At 59.8% G+C, this 17,662-nt stretch carries 13 protein-coding genes; 9 read left to right on the plus strand and 4 right to left on the minus strand.

Annotated features, from left to right (window positions below):
* Positions 1-7 precede the first annotated feature (7 nt).
* The 7 genes from cobJ to gpt all read left to right on the plus strand — a co-directional run bounded on the left by cobJ (position 8) and on the right by gpt (position 6,452).
* Positions 8-1,828, plus strand: coding sequence for a precorrin-3B C(17)-methyltransferase (gene cobJ / locus QO005_RS11115; protein ID WP_307158301.1), 1,821 nt, complete (start codon positions 8-10; stop codon positions 1,826-1,828).
* Positions 1,825-2,613, plus strand: coding sequence for a precorrin-4 C(11)-methyltransferase (gene cobM / locus QO005_RS11120; protein ID WP_307158106.1), 789 nt, complete (start codon positions 1,825-1,827; stop codon positions 2,611-2,613). Before cobJ ends, cobM begins: the two co-directional genes overlap by 4 nt.
* Before the next feature lie 53 nt (positions 2,614-2,666).
* Positions 2,667-3,626 carry a nucleoside hydrolase gene (locus tag QO005_RS11125; RefSeq protein WP_307158107.1) on the plus strand — a complete coding sequence of 320 codons (960 nt, stop codon included), beginning with the start codon at positions 2,667-2,669 and terminating at the stop codon, positions 3,624-3,626.
* Between the two features lie 50 nt (positions 3,627-3,676).
* Positions 3,677-4,009, plus strand: a complete 333-nt coding sequence (locus QO005_RS11130) for a hypothetical protein (protein ID WP_307158108.1) — start codon at positions 3,677-3,679, stop codon at positions 4,007-4,009.
* Between the two features lie 42 nt (positions 4,010-4,051).
* Positions 4,052-4,816 carry a competence/damage-inducible protein A gene (locus QO005_RS11135; RefSeq protein ID WP_307158109.1) on the plus strand — a complete coding sequence of 255 codons (765 nt, stop codon included), beginning with the start codon at positions 4,052-4,054 and terminating at the stop codon, positions 4,814-4,816.
* Between the two features lie 180 nt (positions 4,817-4,996).
* The gene (locus QO005_RS11140) at positions 4,997-5,836 is read left to right on the plus strand and encodes a putative universal stress family protein (RefSeq protein ID WP_307158110.1); all 840 of its coding nucleotides are present in this window, start codon (positions 4,997-4,999) and stop codon (positions 5,834-5,836) included.
* Positions 5,837-5,954: 118 nt separating this feature from the next.
* A complete protein-coding gene (gpt, locus tag QO005_RS11145) occupies positions 5,955-6,452 on the plus strand; it encodes a xanthine phosphoribosyltransferase (RefSeq protein WP_307158111.1) in 498 nt (165 codons plus the stop codon).
* A gap of 192 nt (positions 6,453-6,644) precedes the next feature.
* On the opposite strand, the gene QO005_RS11150 is transcribed toward gpt, so the two are convergent.
* From QO005_RS11150 to QO005_RS11160, 3 genes are all read right to left on the minus strand, one after another.
* A complete protein-coding gene (locus QO005_RS11150; protein WP_307158112.1) occupies positions 6,645-7,121 on the minus strand; it encodes a NanQ anomerase/TabA/YiaL family protein in 477 nt (158 codons plus the stop codon).
* A gap of 19 nt (positions 7,122-7,140) precedes the next feature.
* The gene (locus QO005_RS11155) at positions 7,141-8,073 is read right to left on the minus strand and encodes a dihydrodipicolinate synthase family protein (RefSeq protein WP_307158113.1); all 933 of its coding nucleotides are present in this window, start codon (positions 8,071-8,073) and stop codon (positions 7,141-7,143) included.
* A 70-nt stretch (positions 8,074-8,143) separates the two neighbouring features.
* Entirely contained in the window at positions 8,144-9,457 is a 1,314-nt protein-coding gene (locus QO005_RS11160) for an MFS transporter (protein WP_307158114.1), read from the minus strand.
* Positions 9,458-9,752: 295 nt separating this feature from the next.
* On the opposite strand from QO005_RS11160, the gene QO005_RS11165 reads away from it, so the two are divergent.
* On the plus strand, positions 9,753-10,829 hold the full coding sequence (locus tag QO005_RS11165; RefSeq protein WP_307158115.1) for a LacI family DNA-binding transcriptional regulator: 1,077 nt from the start codon (positions 9,753-9,755) through the stop codon (positions 10,827-10,829).
* A gap of 121 nt (positions 10,830-10,950) precedes the next feature.
* On the opposite strand, the gene QO005_RS11170 is transcribed toward QO005_RS11165, so the two are convergent.
* On the minus strand, positions 10,951-12,840 hold the full coding sequence (locus QO005_RS11170; RefSeq protein WP_307158116.1) for a methyl-accepting chemotaxis protein: 1,890 nt from the start codon (positions 12,838-12,840) through the stop codon (positions 10,951-10,953).
* 807 nt (positions 12,841-13,647) lie between these two features.
* On the opposite strand from QO005_RS11170, the gene QO005_RS11175 reads away from it, so the two are divergent.
* Positions 13,648-17,424 (plus strand): vitamin B12-dependent ribonucleotide reductase, encoded by a 3,777-nt coding sequence (locus QO005_RS11175; protein WP_307158117.1) that lies wholly within the window; start codon positions 13,648-13,650, stop codon positions 17,422-17,424.
* The last annotated feature ends 238 nt before the right edge of the window (positions 17,425-17,662 follow it).

The following is a 17,662-nucleotide window of genomic DNA, read 5'->3' on the forward strand; positions in this document are numbered from 1 at the left end:
GCCTGACATGAAGAAGCCCGCCATCCTGACCCTTATGCCGGGGGCGCTTAATCTGGCGGAACGTCTTGCCGCCTGCGTGGGGGGCGAAGTGCATGGCGCGGCGGGCCGGGTCACCGGTGCTCAAGTGAGCTTTGCAGAGGTAAAGCCGCATGTGCAGGACCTGTTCCGGCAAGGCCGCCCGATCATTGCCTTGATGGCGAGCGGTGCGATCATTCGTCTTCTCGCGCCGCTTTTGGGCGATAAGCACGTAGAGCCTCCGGTGCTGGCCGTGGCGGAGGATGGCAGCGCCGTCATACCGCTGCTGGGCGGCCATCACGGCGCCAACGATCTGGCCCGGCAGATCGCCGTGGAACTCGGCATTGCGGCCGCCATCACCACGGCGGGGGACTTAAGTTTCGGTGTGGCGCTGGACCAGCCGCCGGAAGGCTACACGCTTGCCAATCCGGAAGCTGCCAAAGCCGTGATGGCGGAACTGGTGGCCGGTGAAGCCGCACGGCTGAACGGCAGGGCTGAGTGGTTAGAAACCTCGCGCCTGCCCTTTGCCGATCATGGCAAGGTGACGCTGACAGTGACGGATGCCGTAAAGGCATCAGACCCGCTCGAACTCGTCTACCACCCGAAAACCCTCGTGCTTGGCATGGGCTGTGAACGCCATGCGCCTGTGGAAGAAGCGATTGCTCTGGCCGAAGAAGCGCTTGCCAAGGCCGGTCTTGCGTGCCAGAGCCTTGCGGCCATCGCTTCCATTGATGTGAAGGCCGATGAAAAGGCCATTCATGCCGTTGCGGCGCATTTCGGCGTTCCCGCCCGCTTTTTCTCTGCTGACCGGCTGGAGGATGAGACGCCACGCCTTGAAAATCCATCCGACGTGGTTTTCGCCGAAGTCGGCTGCCACGGCGTTGCCGAAGGTGCGGCGCTGGCCGCAACCGGTGCCGAAGGCGAACTTGTCCTGCCGAAGATCAAATCCCGTGGCGTGACCGCCGCCATTGCCCGCGCCCGGCAGGTGCTCCCGGCGCAAAGCTTTGGCCGCGCCCGTGGCAGGCTGTTCGTGGTCGGTATCGGCCCCGGCGCCGAGGGCTGGCGCTCGCCGGAGGTCTCGCGCATGGTCGAGGCTTCCACCGATCTCGTCGGCTATTCGCTCTATCTCGATTTGCTGGAAGGGCTTGCCGAGGGCAAGAGGCGCCATGATTTCGATCTCGGCAAGGAGGAGGCCCGCGTCGTTCACGCCATGGAACTGGCAGGCGAGGGGCGGTCCGTGGCGCTGGTCTGCTCCGGCGATGCCGGTATCTATGCCATGGCGACGCTGGTGTTCGAACTGCTGGACAAGGGTGGAATTTCCGATGCCGCAAGCCGGATCGAGATTGCGGTTTCGCCGGGTATTTCCGCCCTTCAGGCGGCTGCGGCGCGTGCCGGTGCGCCGCTTGGGCATGATTTCTGCACCATTTCGCTTTCCGATCTTTTGACGCCCTGGGAGCATATAAAGCGCAGGGTGAAGGCGGCGGGCGAGGGCGATTTCATCATTGCCTTCTACAATCCCGTCTCGCTGAAACGCCGCACGCAACTGGCCTATGCGCGCGATGAGTTGCTGACTTACCGGCCCGCCGATACGCCCGTCATCCTCGCCACCAATCTCGGGCGCGAGGGCGAGAAGGTGCGCGTGGTGCCGCTCGGCGGCCTCAATGTGGATGATGTGGATATGCTGACCGTCGTGATCGTCGGCTCTTCGGAAAGCCGGGTGGTGAAGACGGGCGACGGGCGGGAATGGGTCTATACGCCGCGCGGCTATTCCGGCAAGGCAGGGACGGGCATGAAGAAGGAAGATGTGGCATGACGGTTTATTTCATTGGCGCCGGTCCCGGCGCGCCCGATCTCATTACCGTGCGCGGCCTGCGGCTGATCGAGCGCTGCCCGGTCTGCCTCTATGCCGGGTCGCTGGTGCCGGAAGAAATCGTCAAGGCGGCGCCGGAAGATGCTCGGGTGCGCGACACGGCCCCCATGCATCTCGATGACATCATCGCCGAGATTGAAAAGGCCCATGGTGAGGGCAAGGATGTGGCGCGTGTCCATTCCGGCGATCCTTCGATTTACGGCGCAATTGCCGAACAGATGCGCCGCCTGGATGCGCTTGATATTCCCTATGAGGTGGTGCCGGGCGTGCCCGCCTTTGCCGCCGCCGCCGCACGGCTGAAAAGCGAACTGACGCTACCGGAAATCGCCCAGACGGTGATCGTCACCCGCACGGAAATGAAGGCGTCTTCGATGCCGGAATTCGAGACGCTGGAGATCCTCGGCAAATCCCGCGCGACGCTCGCCATCCATCTCTCCATCCGCAACCTCACCCATATCCGCGAGGTGCTGACACCCTATTACGGCGAGGATTGCCCGGTGGTGATCGCCTATCGCGCCACCTGGCCGGATGAGCTTTTCATTCGCACCACGCTGAAGGACATGGCGGAAGAGGTGCGCAAGGCCAAGGTTACCCGCACGGCGCTGATTCTGGTGGGCAAGGTGTTCGGCCATGCCGAGTTCCGCGATAGCGATCTTTACAGTCCTGAGTTTTCCCACGTGCTGCGCAATGCGGGCAAGAAAAACAAGGTGAAAGCCGCCGGGGGCTGATTGCCCGCCCGCGCAGGCGGGCTATGCTGGATTGAAAGATGAAGGGAAAAGACATGCATAAGGTGATTTTCGATACGGATCCCGGTGTGGACGATGCGATGGCGTTGCTGTTTCTGCACCACCATGCGGAGATCGATCTGCTGGGCATCACCACCGTGTTCGGCAATGCCACCATCGAAACCACCACCCGCAACGCGCTTTTCCTGAAGCGGGAATGGAAGATCGATGCGCCGGTGGCGCAAGGGGCCGGTGAAACCTTCATTCCGCACCGCATTACGCATGAGCCGCCGAAATTCATTCATGGCGATGACGGGCTCGGCAATATCGGCGTGCCGGATGTGATCGATCTGCCGGTCGATCCGCGTCCTGCCCATCACTTCATCGTTGAAACGGTGCGGGCCAATCCCGGTGAGGTCACCTTGGTAGCGGTTGGCAGAATGACCAACCTGGCCAATGCCTTGAAGGAAGATCCTGAGATCGTTTCTCTGGTCAGGCAGGTGGTGATCATGGGCGGCGCCTTCGACGTGAACGGCAATGTCACGCCTGCGGCGGAAGCCAATATCCATGGCGATCCGGAGGCCGCCGATGTGGTCTTCACGGCGAGTTGGCCGGTGGTAGTCGTCGGCCTCGACGTGACGACGAAAACCGTGATGACCCGCAGCCAGCTCGCCGAGATTCGCGATGCCGGTGGCAAGCGCGCCGAACTGCTCTTCGATTTGTCGCAATTCTACATCAAGTTCTACGAAACACGCGTGCCGGATGGCATGGTGGTGCATGACAGCTGCGCCTGCGCCTATGTGGTCCGGCCGGATCTGTTCAGGACACGCACGGGATCCATGCGGGTGGTCTGTGGCGGGCTTGCCGATGGCCAGACCATCCAGAAGCCGGATGACATGGGTTTCGGCCCGAGCGATTGGGACAATCTGCCCAGCCAGAGGGCTTGCGTAGATATCGATGCCGAGGGCGTGCTGAAATTGATCCACGACACGATCACCTCGGTGCGGGCGGAATGATCCGCAACGGCGTCGTTGTCGTACATGTTTAATACGAAGAGTCATTGAAAATGACTCTTCGTATTTCCCCTTTCGAATATCTCAAGCGCTTGATGCATTTGAGATATTCGAAATTCTTTCAAGGCGAGGATGCGTTAGCATCTTCGAGCCTTGGTATAAGAAGACAGCGGCGCAGAAGCGAGGAGATCGCGATGTTTCTGGATTTGCAGGGATACGGGCGCGGGCCTGAGGAATCGGCCCCGCCGCCACGGCGCATTTCGCCGCAAGGCGAGAAGATCGTGATCTGGTTGCTCTGCCTGAATATGCTGTTGCTGTTTCTTGCACCGATCGGTGGCGGCACTGTGCTTGTCACCCTGTTTGAACTTCTCCGTCACCTTCTTTGAACGGCCCGTTCGGCCTTTCCCATTCCCCTCAGGACCTGTCTCATGTCGCATTCTGAAATCGTGACTGCCGCCATGCTTGCCATTGGCGATGAACTTCTTTCCGGCCGCACCAAGGACAAGAATGTCGGCCATCTGGCCGAAGTGCTGACGCTGGCGGGCATTGACCTCAAGGAGGTGCGTATCGTTGCCGATGATGAGGAGGCGATTGTCGAAGCGCTGAACGCCCTGCGCAGCCGCTATCATTACGTCTTCACCTCGGGCGGCATCGGCCCGACCCATGACGACATCACGGCAGATGCCATCTCCAAGGCCTTTGGCCTGCCTTGCGTGCATGATGAAAAGGCCATGGAATTGCTGGGCGAAATGTATGCCCGCCGCAACATGGAATTCTCCGAGGCCCGCCAGCGCATGGCCCGCATGCCCAAGGGGGCTGCGCATATTCCAAACGCCGTGTCTACCGCGCCGGGTTTCCAGGTCGAGAATGTCTATGTCATGGCGGGCGTGCCGCAGGTGTTCCAGGCCATGCTGGAAGTGGTAATCAAGACGCTTCCCGCCGGCAAGCGCATCCTCTCGCGCGCCATTTCCTGCCCCTTTGGCGAGGGTGACATCGGTACGCCGCTGGGCGAGGTGCAGAAGGCCCACCCAGAAACCAGCATTGGCTCCTATCCGCGCTATGACGAGATGAAGGGCTTCCATGTCGAGCTTGTGGTGCGCGCCCGTGATGAGGCTGTGCTGAACGCCGCTGCCGCCGATGTCGAGGCGATGATCGCCACGCTGAAAGCAAGCCGTCCGGTACTGGAGGCTTGAATGTCTTCTCTTTGACCGAAGTCAAGGAACTGCCCGTCGTTTAGCGCATTACTCTTGCCGGTGGAACAAAATCCACCGGCGACTGTCCGGTCCTGTTACGGGCCGGAGGTTGTTGTTTTCAGCCACGGTTTCCTTTGACAAACCGCTCCGGCTTTGCGGAAACCGTTTTGGGAGACGACGATGGGTTACAAGACAATTCTGGCCGTGCTGGACAGCACGAAGAGCGCAAGGCAGATTTCGGATTTTTCCATTGCGCTGGCGGAGCAGTTTGGCTCCCACGTGATTGGTTTGCATTCCGAGGCCGTGGCCGCCATGCCGCTGATCGCCCCCATGGAAATCCCGGATCCGGTGGCCGTTCAGGCCATGCAGGATATGGCGCACGAGGAAACTCGCACGATCGGTCAGGTCTTTGAAGAGGCGGGCCGCCGTGAGGGTGTTTCGACAGAATGGCGCAGTTTTCTCTCTTCCTCCGGTTATGGCCAGGCCTTTACCGACAGCACCCGCTCCGTGGACCTGATCGTGGCGGCCCAGGGCGAGCAGGGCGCTGCCTCCGAAAACCGCAGCGAGCTGGAAACCGTGCTCTATGAAAGCGGCCGCCCTGTGCTGCTGGTGCCGTATATCTTCAAGGAGCCGAAGCCGATCAAGCGGGTGCTGATTGCCTGGAACGGGTCGCGTGAGGCCGCGCGCGCCACCTTCGATGCGCTGCCCTTCCTGAAGCAGGCGACGTCGGTGGAAATCTTCTCCGTGGTCGATAGCGAAGCTGCCGATGCATCCAAGGCGCTGCCGGGCGGTGAAATCGCCGCAGCGCTTGCCCGCCACGGCGTCAATGTCACCGTCGTCACCAAGGAACTGGCGGAACTGCGCGCATCCGCCCATATCGAAAACCGGCTTTCGGATGAAAGCATCGATCTTCTCGTCATGGGCGCCTATTCGCACAAGCGCTGGTGGGAGGTGCTGTTTGGCGGTGTTACCCGTACCGTGCTGGACAGCATGACCGCGCTGACCCTGCTGTCGCGGTAGCAGCTTTCTACTGCCTCTTGCCTTTTTGGGGGCTTTGCCGTTAGAGCATCCCGATATGTTTCAAAGCCAGCCGGTGCGCCACGCTGCCGGCTGGCGCATGTGTTGGCGGAGCCTTTTCATGTCCCTTCCCGATAAAGCCTTTCCCGTGTCCTGGGATCAGTTTCACCGCGATGCCCGGGCGCTGGCCTGGCGACTGGCTGGCCTGGAGCAGGAGTTCCGCGCCATTGTCTGCATCACCCGCGGCGGTCTGGTGCCGGCTGCGATCATCTCGCGCGAACTCAACATCCGCCTGATCGAAACGGTCTGCATCGCCTCCTATCATGACTACGTCAATCAGGGCGAAATGAACCTGTTGAAGGGCATTGCAGCCGATCTGACGACGGATGGAGGCGCGGGCGTGCTGGTGGTCGACGATCTGACCGACACCGGCAAGACGGCTTCGGAAGTGCGGGAAATGTTGCCGAAAGCCCATTTCGCCTGCGTCTATGCCAAGCCCAAGGGCGTGCCGACGGTCGATACCTTCGTGACCGAAGTCAGCCAGGACACTTGGATCTATTTCCCCTGGGACATGGGCTTTACCTATCAGGAGCCCATCGCCAAGGGCCACAAAGGCTGAACTCCAATAGAAAAAAGGCGCTTTATACGAAGAGTCATTGAAAATGACTCTTCGTATTCCTCTTTCGAATATCTCAAGCCCTTGACGCATTTGAGATATTCGAAATTCTTTCAAGGCGAGGAGGCGTTAGCATCTTCGAGCCTTGGTATTAAGTCTTCCGTAAAGCGCCTTTTTTAAATGCCCTTGGCAATGTCAGGCTGTCAGCAGTCTGGAATCGACTTTGATCACGGCCTTGCGAATGGTCTCGACGCCGCCCGCTTCGCAGCAGGGGCGGTGAAATTCTCCCGGAAAGAAAATAATGAAGTCACGCGGGCGAAGCGTGACCATGTATTCACTCTTAGGGCCGGGATAAAAGGCGATGTCGTGGCTCTCCAGCCGGTCATCGAGCGGTGCAAGGTCCGGATCCGGAAAGGCAACGCCAAAAGCCTCCCGGCCTGTCAGCAGGATTTGCACATCGATATAGCGGCGATGGGCTTCCGGGCGCAGTTCAGCGGCGGGCTTTGTGTCCATGGATTGGATCAGCAGGAAGCTGTCATCGCCTGCCAGTTCATGCCGGCCAGGCGGCAGGGTTTGCAGGTCAAGCGCCATGACGGCTTCGATGGCCTGCACAAGACAGTCGGGCAAGGTCTTTCGATAGACCTGCCATTGATCGAGATTGCCGGTAATCATTGGTTTTCCTGTGCCATCATCAGAGTGCCGCGATGCGTTTGCGGAAATGCTCCGTACCCTCGACGATCTTGTCCAGCACGGCATCCAGCGCCCAGAATTTCTCGCGAATATCATAATCGATCACGCGGCAGCGCATGCTTTCGAACGTGCCGATGCGCTGGTGATAGAGCTTCGCAAGGGCAGGGTAGCCGAGGGCTTCCGAAACCGCCGACAGAACGAGGAAGGTCGCCAGTTCTGAGGCCAGTTCCGGATGTTTTTCGCTGTGCTGCCACAGCCAGTTATAGAGATCAGGGTGGAAATTGGTGAAAACGCCATTGAAGCCAGGCACACCGGCCTTCATGGCGTCAAAGGCGATGGCGGCATTGGCGTTCAGGATCTTCAGCGGCGTGCCTTGGGTAATCTCAAGCCTGCGCTTGACGGTTTCCAGATCGCAACTCACGTCCTTGAGCATGATGAACCGGCCGCTGTCGGCGCAATAGCGCAGTTCCTCATCTGTCAACAGGCGGCGATAAGGGGCAGGGCATTCGTAAAGCCCCAGCGGCAGATCGTCCGGCAGGGCGGACAGCAATGTGTCGAGCGTCGCCTTGAAAGCCGAAGTTCCTTCCTTGCGGGGGTCGAGATGGTTGGTCACCAGGATCAGGCCGTCTGCGCCCACCTTGCTCATCGCCTGCAATTCCTCGATCTGCAGGGCAAGATCATCGCTGATATGGCCGGATACCACGACGGGAAGGCGGCCCGCCGCCTTCTCTACCACGAAACGGCCCAGTGCCACGCGCTCTTCCAGGGACAGGAACATCATTTCGCTGGACTGGCAGACGGCAAACAGAGCGCCTGATCCATGGGCGATATACCATTCGATCAACCGCTCCAGGCCGGGATAATCGATCTCGCCATTGTCGTGGAACGGCGTGAGCATGACGGGAATGACACCTTGGATGGCTTGGCTTGTCATAGGTAACTTCCATTTTGAAGGCAGATATGGATTTTCCGGCTTTGGTCCGGAAAATCCCTCTTTAGGGAGGTTATTTCTCACCCATCGGCTCGCGCACCAGCAGGAAATAGCTTGCAGCGCCAATGAAGGCGATGGCAGCGCCGGTGAGCAGAGCAGGCACGAAGGACGAGTACTGGGCGATAAAGCCAGTGAGGATCGGGGCAAGCGAGCCTCCCAGAAAACCGCCGAAATTCTGGAGAGACCCCAGCGATGCGACGCGGTTTTTCGGCGCAACCGCCGTGACCAGCGCCCAGGAGCAGGCCGATGCGGCATTGGTGAGAAAAATCACCACCGAGATGCAGAAGACCGCGATGTTATTATCCTGCACAAGGGCTGCGGGCACGGTGAAGGCTGCCATGCCGAGCATGGCGATGACCACCGGAATGCGGCGTCCAAGTACGGGTGAGCCTTCCGTCTTCTTGATGATCTTGTCCGACAGCCAGCCGGCCAGCAGGCAGCCGATAAAGCCGCAGAAGAAGGGCACCGAAGCCATGAAGCCGCTGCGGGCCAGGCTCATGTGCCGCTCATTGACCAGATAGGACGGCAGCCAGCTGAGATAGACCCAGTTCAGGTAAACATTGCCGAAATAGCCGATGATCATTCCCCAGGTGGCGCGATAGGAAAACAGCGCCGCCCAATCGCCGAGCGTTACCTTTTCCTGTTTTTCCTCCGCTTCGGAGGAGAGATAGCTGCGCTCTGCCGCAGAAAGGTTCATTGTTTTCGGATCGCGATAAAGGGCGAACCAAAGCACGGCCATGATCAGGCCGGCAGCGCCGGTGATCAGAAACACCCATCGCCAGTCGAGCGCGATCAGCAATTGGGTTAGCAGCAGCGGTGCAATGGCAGTGCCAAGCGGCGAGGCCGAATTGAAAATTCCTGTGGGAAGGCCGCGCTTGCTGACCGGGAACCAGTTGCTGACCACCCGCGCCGCCGACGGAAATTGCGGCGCTTCGCCGATACCAAGCCCGATGCGGGTGAGAATGAACTGGGTGAAGGAGGTCACGAGCCCACCGGCTGCCTGGGCCAGAGACCAGAAGACCAGGCCAAGACCCAGCAGGCGGCGCGGACCGAGCCGATCCACCATCGCGCCGACCGGCAATTGCGCCAGCGCATAGCTCCAGGAAAAAGCCGAGAGCAGCAGACCCATTTCCCCAAGACTAAGCGACATGTCTTCGGCAATGCGGTGATTGGCCACCGCCAGCGTGCCGCGATCCATGTAGTTGATAACGCCTGCCACCATGAGCAGGCACAGGGATGTGATCTGCATGCGCCGGACACGCGGCGGCGCCTTGGTTTCAGCGGCCTCCGGCAAGGCAGACCCCTTCTGCTCAACGATTATACTCATGAAATCCCTCCTCCTGCACATCCTCTTCGATAACGAGGTTCCGCCCGTGAATCCGTGTTCACGCCGTCGGGGTGTTGCCGGTAAAGCGTCTCTCCCTCGGCGAGCTTTCGCATTCCTCCTTGCGGCCCTCCAATGTAAGCGCTTACATGATCCTGTTTTTCGAAGCTGTCAACTGCCATGGATCTGGAAAGGGGTATCAACCATTCCACTTACAGCGTTTTCGCGCTACCAGATGGCCGGAATATGTGGGCGGAAGCGGTGGTGTGTCCCCGGCGTTGCCAGAATGAGAGAGGCCATGACGGAACAGTCCGATTCATCCGTAAAACGTGCCCGGGAGGGCAGCGGCCGGGCGAAATTGGAAGAGGTGGCCCAACGCTCCGGCGTTTCCACAGCCACGGTCTCCCGCGCTTTCAACACGCCGGAAAAGGTGTCACCGGAAACGCGTGAGCGGATCTTCGCCACGGCAAGGGCACTGGGCTGGGTGCCGAATGCGGCGGGCAGGGCGCTGGCGTCCAACCGCACCCATATCGCCGGGGTGATCATCCCGACGCTGGATAACGAGATATTTTCCCATCAGGTGGGCGCGATGCAAAGCGTTTTTGCCGAGCATGGCCTGAACCTGCTGATTGCCTGTTCCAACTATGATCCTGAACTGGGATTGCAGCAGGCGAGGGCGATGATCGAGCGCGGTGTCGAAGCCTTGGCCATGGCCGGGGAAACCCATCCGGCAGCGCTCTTCGACGATCTCGACCGCCTCGCCTTGCCCTATGTGCTGACCTATGCTTACCGCCCCGGTGCGCCTTATGCTATGGTGGGTTTCGATAACGAAGCCGCCTTTTCCCGGATGACACGGTATCTGATCGATCTCGGTCACCGCCGTTTCGCGGTCGTGATGCAGCCGAACGTGAATAATGATCGTGTGCAGGCCCGTTTGCGCGGTATCGAGCAAACGCTCGGTGAAGCCGGGCTTTCGCTGGCGCCCGATGCCTTGATAATCGGCAAGGCCAGCCTGGATTTCGGGATTGCCTGTGCCGCGAAGCTTGCAGCATTGCCTGCCGACTGTCGTCCAACCGCGATCATTTGCGGCAATGATACTCTGGCGCTCGGGGTGCAGATGGGGCTGACGCGGGCCGGTTTTTGCGTACCCGGCGACTTTTCCGTGACGGGCTTTGATGATCTCGAGCTTTCCTCCCGCGTGACACCAGCCCTTACCACCATGTTCGTGGATAACAAGGACATCGGCAGGCTTGCCGCCGAACAACTGGTGCATTGCCTGACCGGCAGGATCGAGAAACCGCAGTCACGGCAGGTGGATGTCAGCTTGCGCCTGCGGGAGAGCACCGCCGCGCCGTCAACAGGCCGTCTTGGCTAAAGCATTTGCAGGAAAAGTGGAATCCGGTTTTCCCCCGGGAATACGTAAAATTCTAAAGCGCATCCGATGACGTTGTTTCACCGGATGCGCGTTTGATATCTGTGATGGCCGATAGCGGGTATCAGGCCGCTCTTTGCCGCTGACCGTTGCTATCCAGCTTGAAGCGATCGAGCTGGATCTGCAATTGCCGCGCCTCGTTGGCCAGAACCTGGCTGGAGGCGGTGGTTTCTTCCACCATGGCGGCGTTCTGCTGGGTCATCTGGTCCATGTGGTTGACGGAGGTGTTGATCTCTCCGAGCGCTGCCGATTGCTCCTGCGCCGCGCGGGCAATGGTGCTGACATGGCTGTTGACGCGGTTCACAAGGTCTTCGATCTCCGTCAGCGCCTCGCCGGTGGAAAGCACCAGCGATACGCCGCCCTTCACTTCATCGGCAGAGGTGTTGATCAGCGATTTGATCTCCTTGGCGGCATTGGCGGACCGCTGCGCCAGTTCGCGCACTTCCTGCGCCACGACGGCAAAGCCGCGCCCTGCCTCACCGGCACGGGCCGCTTCCACGCCCGCATTCAGGGCGAGAAGGTTGGTCTGGAAGGCGATTTCGTCGATGACGGAGATGATCTGGCTGATCTTCTGCGAAGACTGCTCGATCCGGCCCATGGCATCGATGGCGCTGCGGACGATATTGCCGGAGCGGCCAGCGCTTTGGCGGGTTTCTTCCACCATGCGGTTTGCTTCATGGGCGCGTTCGGTGGAGGTGCGCACCGTGGTGGTGATTTCCTCAAGGGCGGCGGCAGTTTCTTCCAGTGCCGCAGCCTGCTGCTCGGTGCGTCGCGCCAGCTGGTTGGCAGCGGAGCTGAGTTCTCCCGAATTGTCGGTGATCGTGCTCGACGCATGGCGAATGCTCTGCATGGTCGTCCGCAGCGTTGCCATGGTCTGGTTCACATTGGCCTGAAGCTCGGCAAAGGCGCCCTGGAAATTGCCGCGCATGTCATGCGACAGATCCGCTTCGGAAAGGGCGGCGATGACGCGGCGCACTTCGGTAATGCCGTGATCGACGCTTTCCACCAGTTCGTTGACGCTGCTGGCGAAGCGCTGCAAATCCGCATCCTCGTAGGTGCGGGTAATGCGGCGGGAGAAATCGCCTGCGGCGGCGGCGGCAACAATGCCGCTGATGCTGGATTGCAGATCCTTGCTCTGGTGATTGAGGGCGGCTTCCTGCGCTTCCATTTCCTGCATCTGCTGCCGGTTGGCGCGGAAGACTTCCAGCGCCCGCGCCATCTCGCCGATTTCGTCCTTGCGGTCGGTTCCCGGAATGGTCTTGTTCAGCACGCCCTTGGCAATGGCGGTCATGTTTTCAGTGAGGATGCGGATCGGGTTGATAATGCCGCGACGCGCAATGATGACGCTGACGACCACGCCCAGCACGATGCAGACGGCGGCGGTAATGATGAGCGCAATCATCGTCAAGCTGGACTGGGAAAGCGCATCGGCGCGCGCACCGGCCAGCGTATTGGCGGAATAGGTGCTGTAGACCTTGACGGCGGCGGTGACGGTTTTCTGCCCGTCCAGTGCCTTGTCCAGTTCAGCCTTCATGGCGGCGGGGTTGCGTCCGGCCTCGGTTCCGGCAACTTTCACCATCTGGCGGATCTGCTCGAAATAGGCGTTCAGCGTGGTGCGGATATCGGCCAGTTGCTTCTGCTCGTTGGCATCGGCGGTAGAGGCGATTTTCGGCAGGCGCTCCAGCATTTCCTTGGCGCGCTTTTCCGTCTCGGCAGCAAAATCCGCAGATTTCTCCGGAGCCATGGCCAACTGATAGGTCATGCGGCTGATGGCGATGATGTCGACGCGCAGGTCCATGGCCTCGCGGGCCACTTCTTCGCGGGCGCCGGTGTTTTTCAGCGATGCGCCCAGCGACGACAGCCCCCAGGCCCCCGTGGCGGCAATGGCTGCGGCGGCAACGCCCATGAGAACGACCAGAAGGCTGATCTTTTTCAAGATGGATAGATTGTTCATGTTGAACCCTCATGGAAAGCGCGCGCCCTCCTGGCGAACGGTCTTTCCTGCCGGCAAGGAGTTCATTCCAAGCCCCCAGATATTCGAGGATTTACAGGCAAAACATTAATAAGCCCCTATGTCACTATCGAGGGCTTTCAATGAAGGGTTGTGGGAGGCTTTGTTGCGGCTGCAACCATTCCGTAAGCAAGTCCTGATTCGGCACGCTGCGGCTGGAAAAATCTGGGGAAAGAGGCGTTGGGGTAGCGCTGTTCGGCAAATTCGCCTGCTCACACACAACAGTGGACAAAAACGCCTTCACCGAGCGTTAACCATCAAGCTTTTTCTCCAAGTGCATGAATTTTCACGCCAAGCCTCTTTCCCCGTTTTCCACAGAAGCCAACCACAAGATATTGGGTTAATAATTTGGTCACAAACCACCTCTTGACGGAGAGGGGGCTTAGACGGTTAATGAATTCCATGTTGCGGCGGCGACTGGACCGATAAACACGAGGTCGGTTCCACATCTGAAACAAGCGCTTTTCCAGGCGAACCGGGCGGGCCGAAGGGCTCAGGTCCGGCAGGGAATTTTTGCGCTTTTTTCTGCCCTTCCGTCAACGTTGAAGACTGGCAAAATGCAGCTGTGGAAACTATATTGGAACCACATATAGGGGCTCGCAGTTCAGTATCGCACAAGATATAGAGCGGACCATCATGATGATCGGCCTCGCTCCAAGAGAGCGAAGCAACGGCTGCGTCACCTGACGGGAGTGGCCGAACCATTATCCTTGCGCCTTTTTCAGGCGCTGAACACGAGGGACATTTGAGATGCGCATCGAACGTCGTTTTACCAAGCCGGGACAGTCCGCCTATGCGGAGATCGAGTTCCGCAAGGCGGTGAGCGAAATCAAGAACCCGGATGGTTCGATTGTCTTCCGGCTGGCCGATATTGATGTTCCGGCCCAGTTCAGCCAGGTGGCAACCGACGTTCTGGCGCAGAAATATTTCCGCAAGGCGGGCGTGCCGAAAATCCTGAAGAAGGTTGAGGAAAACGACGTTCCCTCCTTCCTGTGGCGCTCGGTCGCCGATGAAAAGGCCATGAAGGATCTGCCCGAGGACGAGCGCTATGGCTCGGAAACCGATGCGCGTCAGGTTTTCGACCGTCTGGCCGGCACCTGGGCCTATTGGGGCTGGAAGGGCAAGTACTTCACCTCGGAAGACGATGCGCTCGCCTTCCGGGACGAGCTTGCCTACATGCTCGCCACCCAGCGCGTTGCGCCCAATTCCCCGCAATGGTTCAACACCGGCCTGCACTGGGCCTATGGTATTGACGGTCCGGGGCAGGGGCATTTCTACATCGACCCCTTCACCGGCAAGCTGGTGAAGTCGAAGTCCGCTTACGAACATCCGCAGCCGCATGCCTGCTTCATCCAGTCCGTCGAGGACGATCTGGTGAACGAAGGCGGCATCATGGACCTTTGGGTGCGTGAGGCGCGTCTGTTCAAATATGGCTCCGGCACGGGCTCCAACTTCTCTCATCTGCGCGGCGAGGGCGAAAAGCTCTCCGGCGGCGGCCGTTCCTCCGGCCTGATGAGCTTTCTGAAAATCGGCGACCGGGCCGCTGGCGCCATCAAGTCCGGCGGCACCACCCGCCGCGCCGCCAAGATGGTGGTGGTCGACATCGATCACCCGGATATCGAAGCCTATATCGACTGGAAGGTGAAGGAAGAGCAGAAGGTTGCTGCCCTCGTCACCGGTTCCAAGATCGTCGCCAAGCATCTGAAGGCGATCATGAAGGCCTGTGTCAATTGCTCGGCTGACAATGATGCCTGCTTCGACCCGACCCAGAACCCGGCGCTGAAGCGCGAAATCCGCGCCGCCAAGAAGGATCAGGTTCCGGAAAACTACATCAAGCGCGTCATTCAGTTCGCCAAGCAGGGTTACAAGGACCTCGAGTTCAAGACCTACGACACCGACTGGGATTCGGAAGCCTATCTGACCGTTTCCGGCCAGAACTCCAACAACTCCGTTTCGCTGAAGGACGACTTCCTGCGCGCAGTTGAAAATGACGGCGACTGGAACCTGACGGCGCGGCGCGACGGCAAGGTGATGAAGACGCTGAAGGCACGCGAGCTGTGGGAAAAGATTTCCTACGCCGCCTGGGCTTCCGCTGATCCGGGCCTGCATTTCAACACCACCATGAATGATTGGCACACCTGCCCGGCGGCAGGCCCGATCCGCGCCTCCAACCCGTGCTCGGAATACATGTTCCTGGACGACACGGCCTGCAATCTGGCGTCTTTGAACCTGTTGCAGTTCAAGGATGCCGACACCAAGAAGATCAACATTGCCGATTACGAACACGCCGTTCGCCTGTGGACGGTGGTGCTGGAAATCTCGGTGATGATGGCGCAGTTCCCTTCGCGTCAGATTGCCGAACTCTCCTACGAATACCGCACGCTGGGCCTCGGCTACGCCAATATCGGCGGCTTGCTGATGTCTTCCGGCATTCCTTATGACTCGGCGGAAGGCCGTGCCATCTGCGGTGCGCTCACCGCCATCATGACCGGCGTTTCCTACGCAACCTCCGCGGAAATCGCCTCCGAACTTGGTCCGTTCCCGGGCTATGCGCCGAACCGCGACAACATGCTGCGCGTCATCCGCAACCATCGCCGCGCCGCCCATGGCGAAGCCAAGGGCTATGAGGGCCTGTCTGTCGATCCGGTTCCGCTGGTACACGGCGATTGCACCGATCCGGCGCTGATTGCCCATGCCAAGGCTGCCTGGGATCGCGCCCTGGAACTTGGCGAAAAGCACGGCTACCGCAATGCGCAGGTTTCCGTAATCGCGCCGACCGGCACGATCGGCCTCGTCATGGATTGCGACACCACGGGCATCGAGCCGGATTTCGCGCTGGTGAAGTTCAAGAAGCTGGCCGGTGGCGGTTACTTCAAGATCATCAACGGCGCCGTGCCGGAAGCCCTGCGCACTCTGGGCTATACCGAAAGCCAGATTGCCGAGATCGAGGCCTATGCCGTTGGCCATGGCAATCTCAACCAGGCGCCGGGCGTCAACCCGTCCACGCTGAAGGCCAAGGGCTTTACCGATGAGAAGATCGAGGCCGTCAATGGCGCGCTGAAGAGCGCCTTCGACATCAAGTTCGTCTTTAACCAGTGGACGCTGGGCGCTGATTTCCTGAAGGAAAAGCTGGGCGTGTCCGACGAGCAGCTCTCGGACATGAGCTTCAATCTGCTGGAGCACATGGGCTTTGCCAAGAAGGACATCGAAGCCGCCAATATCCATGTCTGCGGTGCGATGACGCTGGAAGGCGCGCCTTTCCTCAAGAAGGAGCATCTGCCCGTCTTCGATTGCGCCAATCCCTGCGGCAAGATCGGCAAGCGTTATCTCTCGGTGGAAAGCCATATCCGCATGATGGCGGCTGCCCAGCCCTTCATCTCGGGTGCGATTTCCAAGACGATCAACATGCCGAACGAGGCGACCGTCGAGGATTGCGGCGCAGCCTACATGCTGTCCTGGAAGCTGGCGCTGAAGGCCAATGCCCTTTACCGCGATGGCTCCAAGCTCAGCCAGCCGCTCAATGCCTCGCTCATCGAAGATGAGGATGAGGAAGACATGGTCGAGGAACTGCTGGCCCAGCCCGCAGCCGCCCAGGCCGTGACGGTGACCGAAAAGATCATCGAGCGTGTGGTCGAGCGCGTTGTCCGCAGCCAGGAAAAGCTGCCGCATCGCCGCAAGGGCTACACCCAGAAGGCCAAGATCGGTGGTCACACCATCTTCCTGCGTACCGGCGAATATGATGATGGCCGCCTTGGCGAAATCTTCCTGGATATGAACAAGGAAGGTTCGGCGCTGCGCGCCTTCATCAACAACTTTGCCATCTCGGTGTCGCTCGGCCTGCAATATGGCGTGCCGCTGGAAGAATATGTCGATGCCTTCACCTTCACCAAGTTCGAACCGGCAGGCATGGTGACCGGCAACGACGCCATCAAGAACGCCACGTCGATCCTCGACTACGTGTTCCGCGAACTGGCCATCTCCTATCTCGGCCGTCACGATCTGGCGCATGTGGATACGTCCGACTTCTCAAACACGGCCCTTGGCCGTGGCATGAAGGAAGGCAAGGCCGATGTCGTTTCCAAGGGCCTGACCCGTGGCTATAAGCCGACGCTGGTCTCTTCCGCTGCCGCTGGCACAGCAGAGCCGCGCGGTGCGGCTAGCGCCACGCCCGCCAAAGCCGCCAACGGCGCCAGCGTCACCGCTTTTGCCGGCAACACCGCCCGCAAACTGGAAGTGACCACCGCCATCGCAACCTCGGAAGTCGTCTCCTTCAAGCGCGACTATGAGGAACGCGCCGCGGAACTGGCCGAAGAGGTCGCGGAAGAAGGCCTTTTCACCGACGAGGCCGCCGACGCCGCCGAAGCCGCCAAGGCAGAAGCCAAAAAGATGGAAAACCAGCGCCGCATGCGCTCCATCGCCCAGGGCTATACCGGCAACATGTGCTCCGAGTGCCAGAACTTTACGATGGTGCGCAATGGTACGTGTGAGAAGTGCGACACATGTGGCGCGACGAGCGGGTGCAGCTGATTTAGCTGTGTATAAAATATACATTGCCAGCCCGAAGTTTTCTTCGGGCTGGATTTTAAAACGGAACAAAGTGAGAATCAGTAAATTGATTTGAAAACAAAAAGCCGGACCTTTCGGTCCGGCTTTTCGTACCGCGAATAGGCCGAAGCCCACGCTGGATAAAGAGACTCGAAAAGCATCTGCCAGAGCAGGGTCTCTGCCCGCGTTGCATCAGCGCACATGGATTTTGCAAATCCGC

Source organism: Allorhizobium paknamense (assembly GCF_030815125.1).
GTDB classification, from domain to species: domain Bacteria; phylum Pseudomonadota; class Alphaproteobacteria; order Rhizobiales; family Rhizobiaceae; genus Allorhizobium; species Allorhizobium paknamense.

Coding starts and splice junctions, on each gene's coding strand:
- cobJ (WP_307158301.1), top strand. CDS start 8: ATGAAGAAGCCCGCCATCCTGACCCTTATGCCGGGGGCGCTTAATCTG.
- cobM (WP_307158106.1), top strand. CDS start 1,825: ATGACGGTTTATTTCATTGGCGCCGGTCCCGGCGCGCCCGATCTCATT.
- QO005_RS11125 (WP_307158107.1), top strand. CDS start 2,667: ATGCATAAGGTGATTTTCGATACGGATCCCGGTGTGGACGATGCGATG.
- QO005_RS11130 (WP_307158108.1), top strand. CDS start 3,677: ATGACTCTTCGTATTTCCCCTTTCGAATATCTCAAGCGCTTGATGCAT.
- QO005_RS11135 (WP_307158109.1), top strand. CDS start 4,052: ATGTCGCATTCTGAAATCGTGACTGCCGCCATGCTTGCCATTGGCGAT.
- QO005_RS11140 (WP_307158110.1), top strand. CDS start 4,997: ATGGGTTACAAGACAATTCTGGCCGTGCTGGACAGCACGAAGAGCGCA.
- gpt (WP_307158111.1), top strand. CDS start 5,955: ATGTCCCTTCCCGATAAAGCCTTTCCCGTGTCCTGGGATCAGTTTCAC.
- QO005_RS11150 (WP_307158112.1), bottom strand. CDS start 7,121: ATGATTACCGGCAATCTCGATCAATGGCAGGTCTATCGAAAGACCTTG.
- QO005_RS11155 (WP_307158113.1), bottom strand. CDS start 8,073: ATGACAAGCCAAGCCATCCAAGGTGTCATTCCCGTCATGCTCACGCCG.
- QO005_RS11160 (WP_307158114.1), bottom strand. CDS start 9,457: ATGAGTATAATCGTTGAGCAGAAGGGGTCTGCCTTGCCGGAGGCCGCT.
- QO005_RS11165 (WP_307158115.1), top strand. CDS start 9,753: ATGACGGAACAGTCCGATTCATCCGTAAAACGTGCCCGGGAGGGCAGC.
- QO005_RS11170 (WP_307158116.1), bottom strand. CDS start 12,840: ATGAACAATCTATCCATCTTGAAAAAGATCAGCCTTCTGGTCGTTCTC.
- QO005_RS11175 (WP_307158117.1), top strand. CDS start 13,648: ATGCGCATCGAACGTCGTTTTACCAAGCCGGGACAGTCCGCCTATGCG.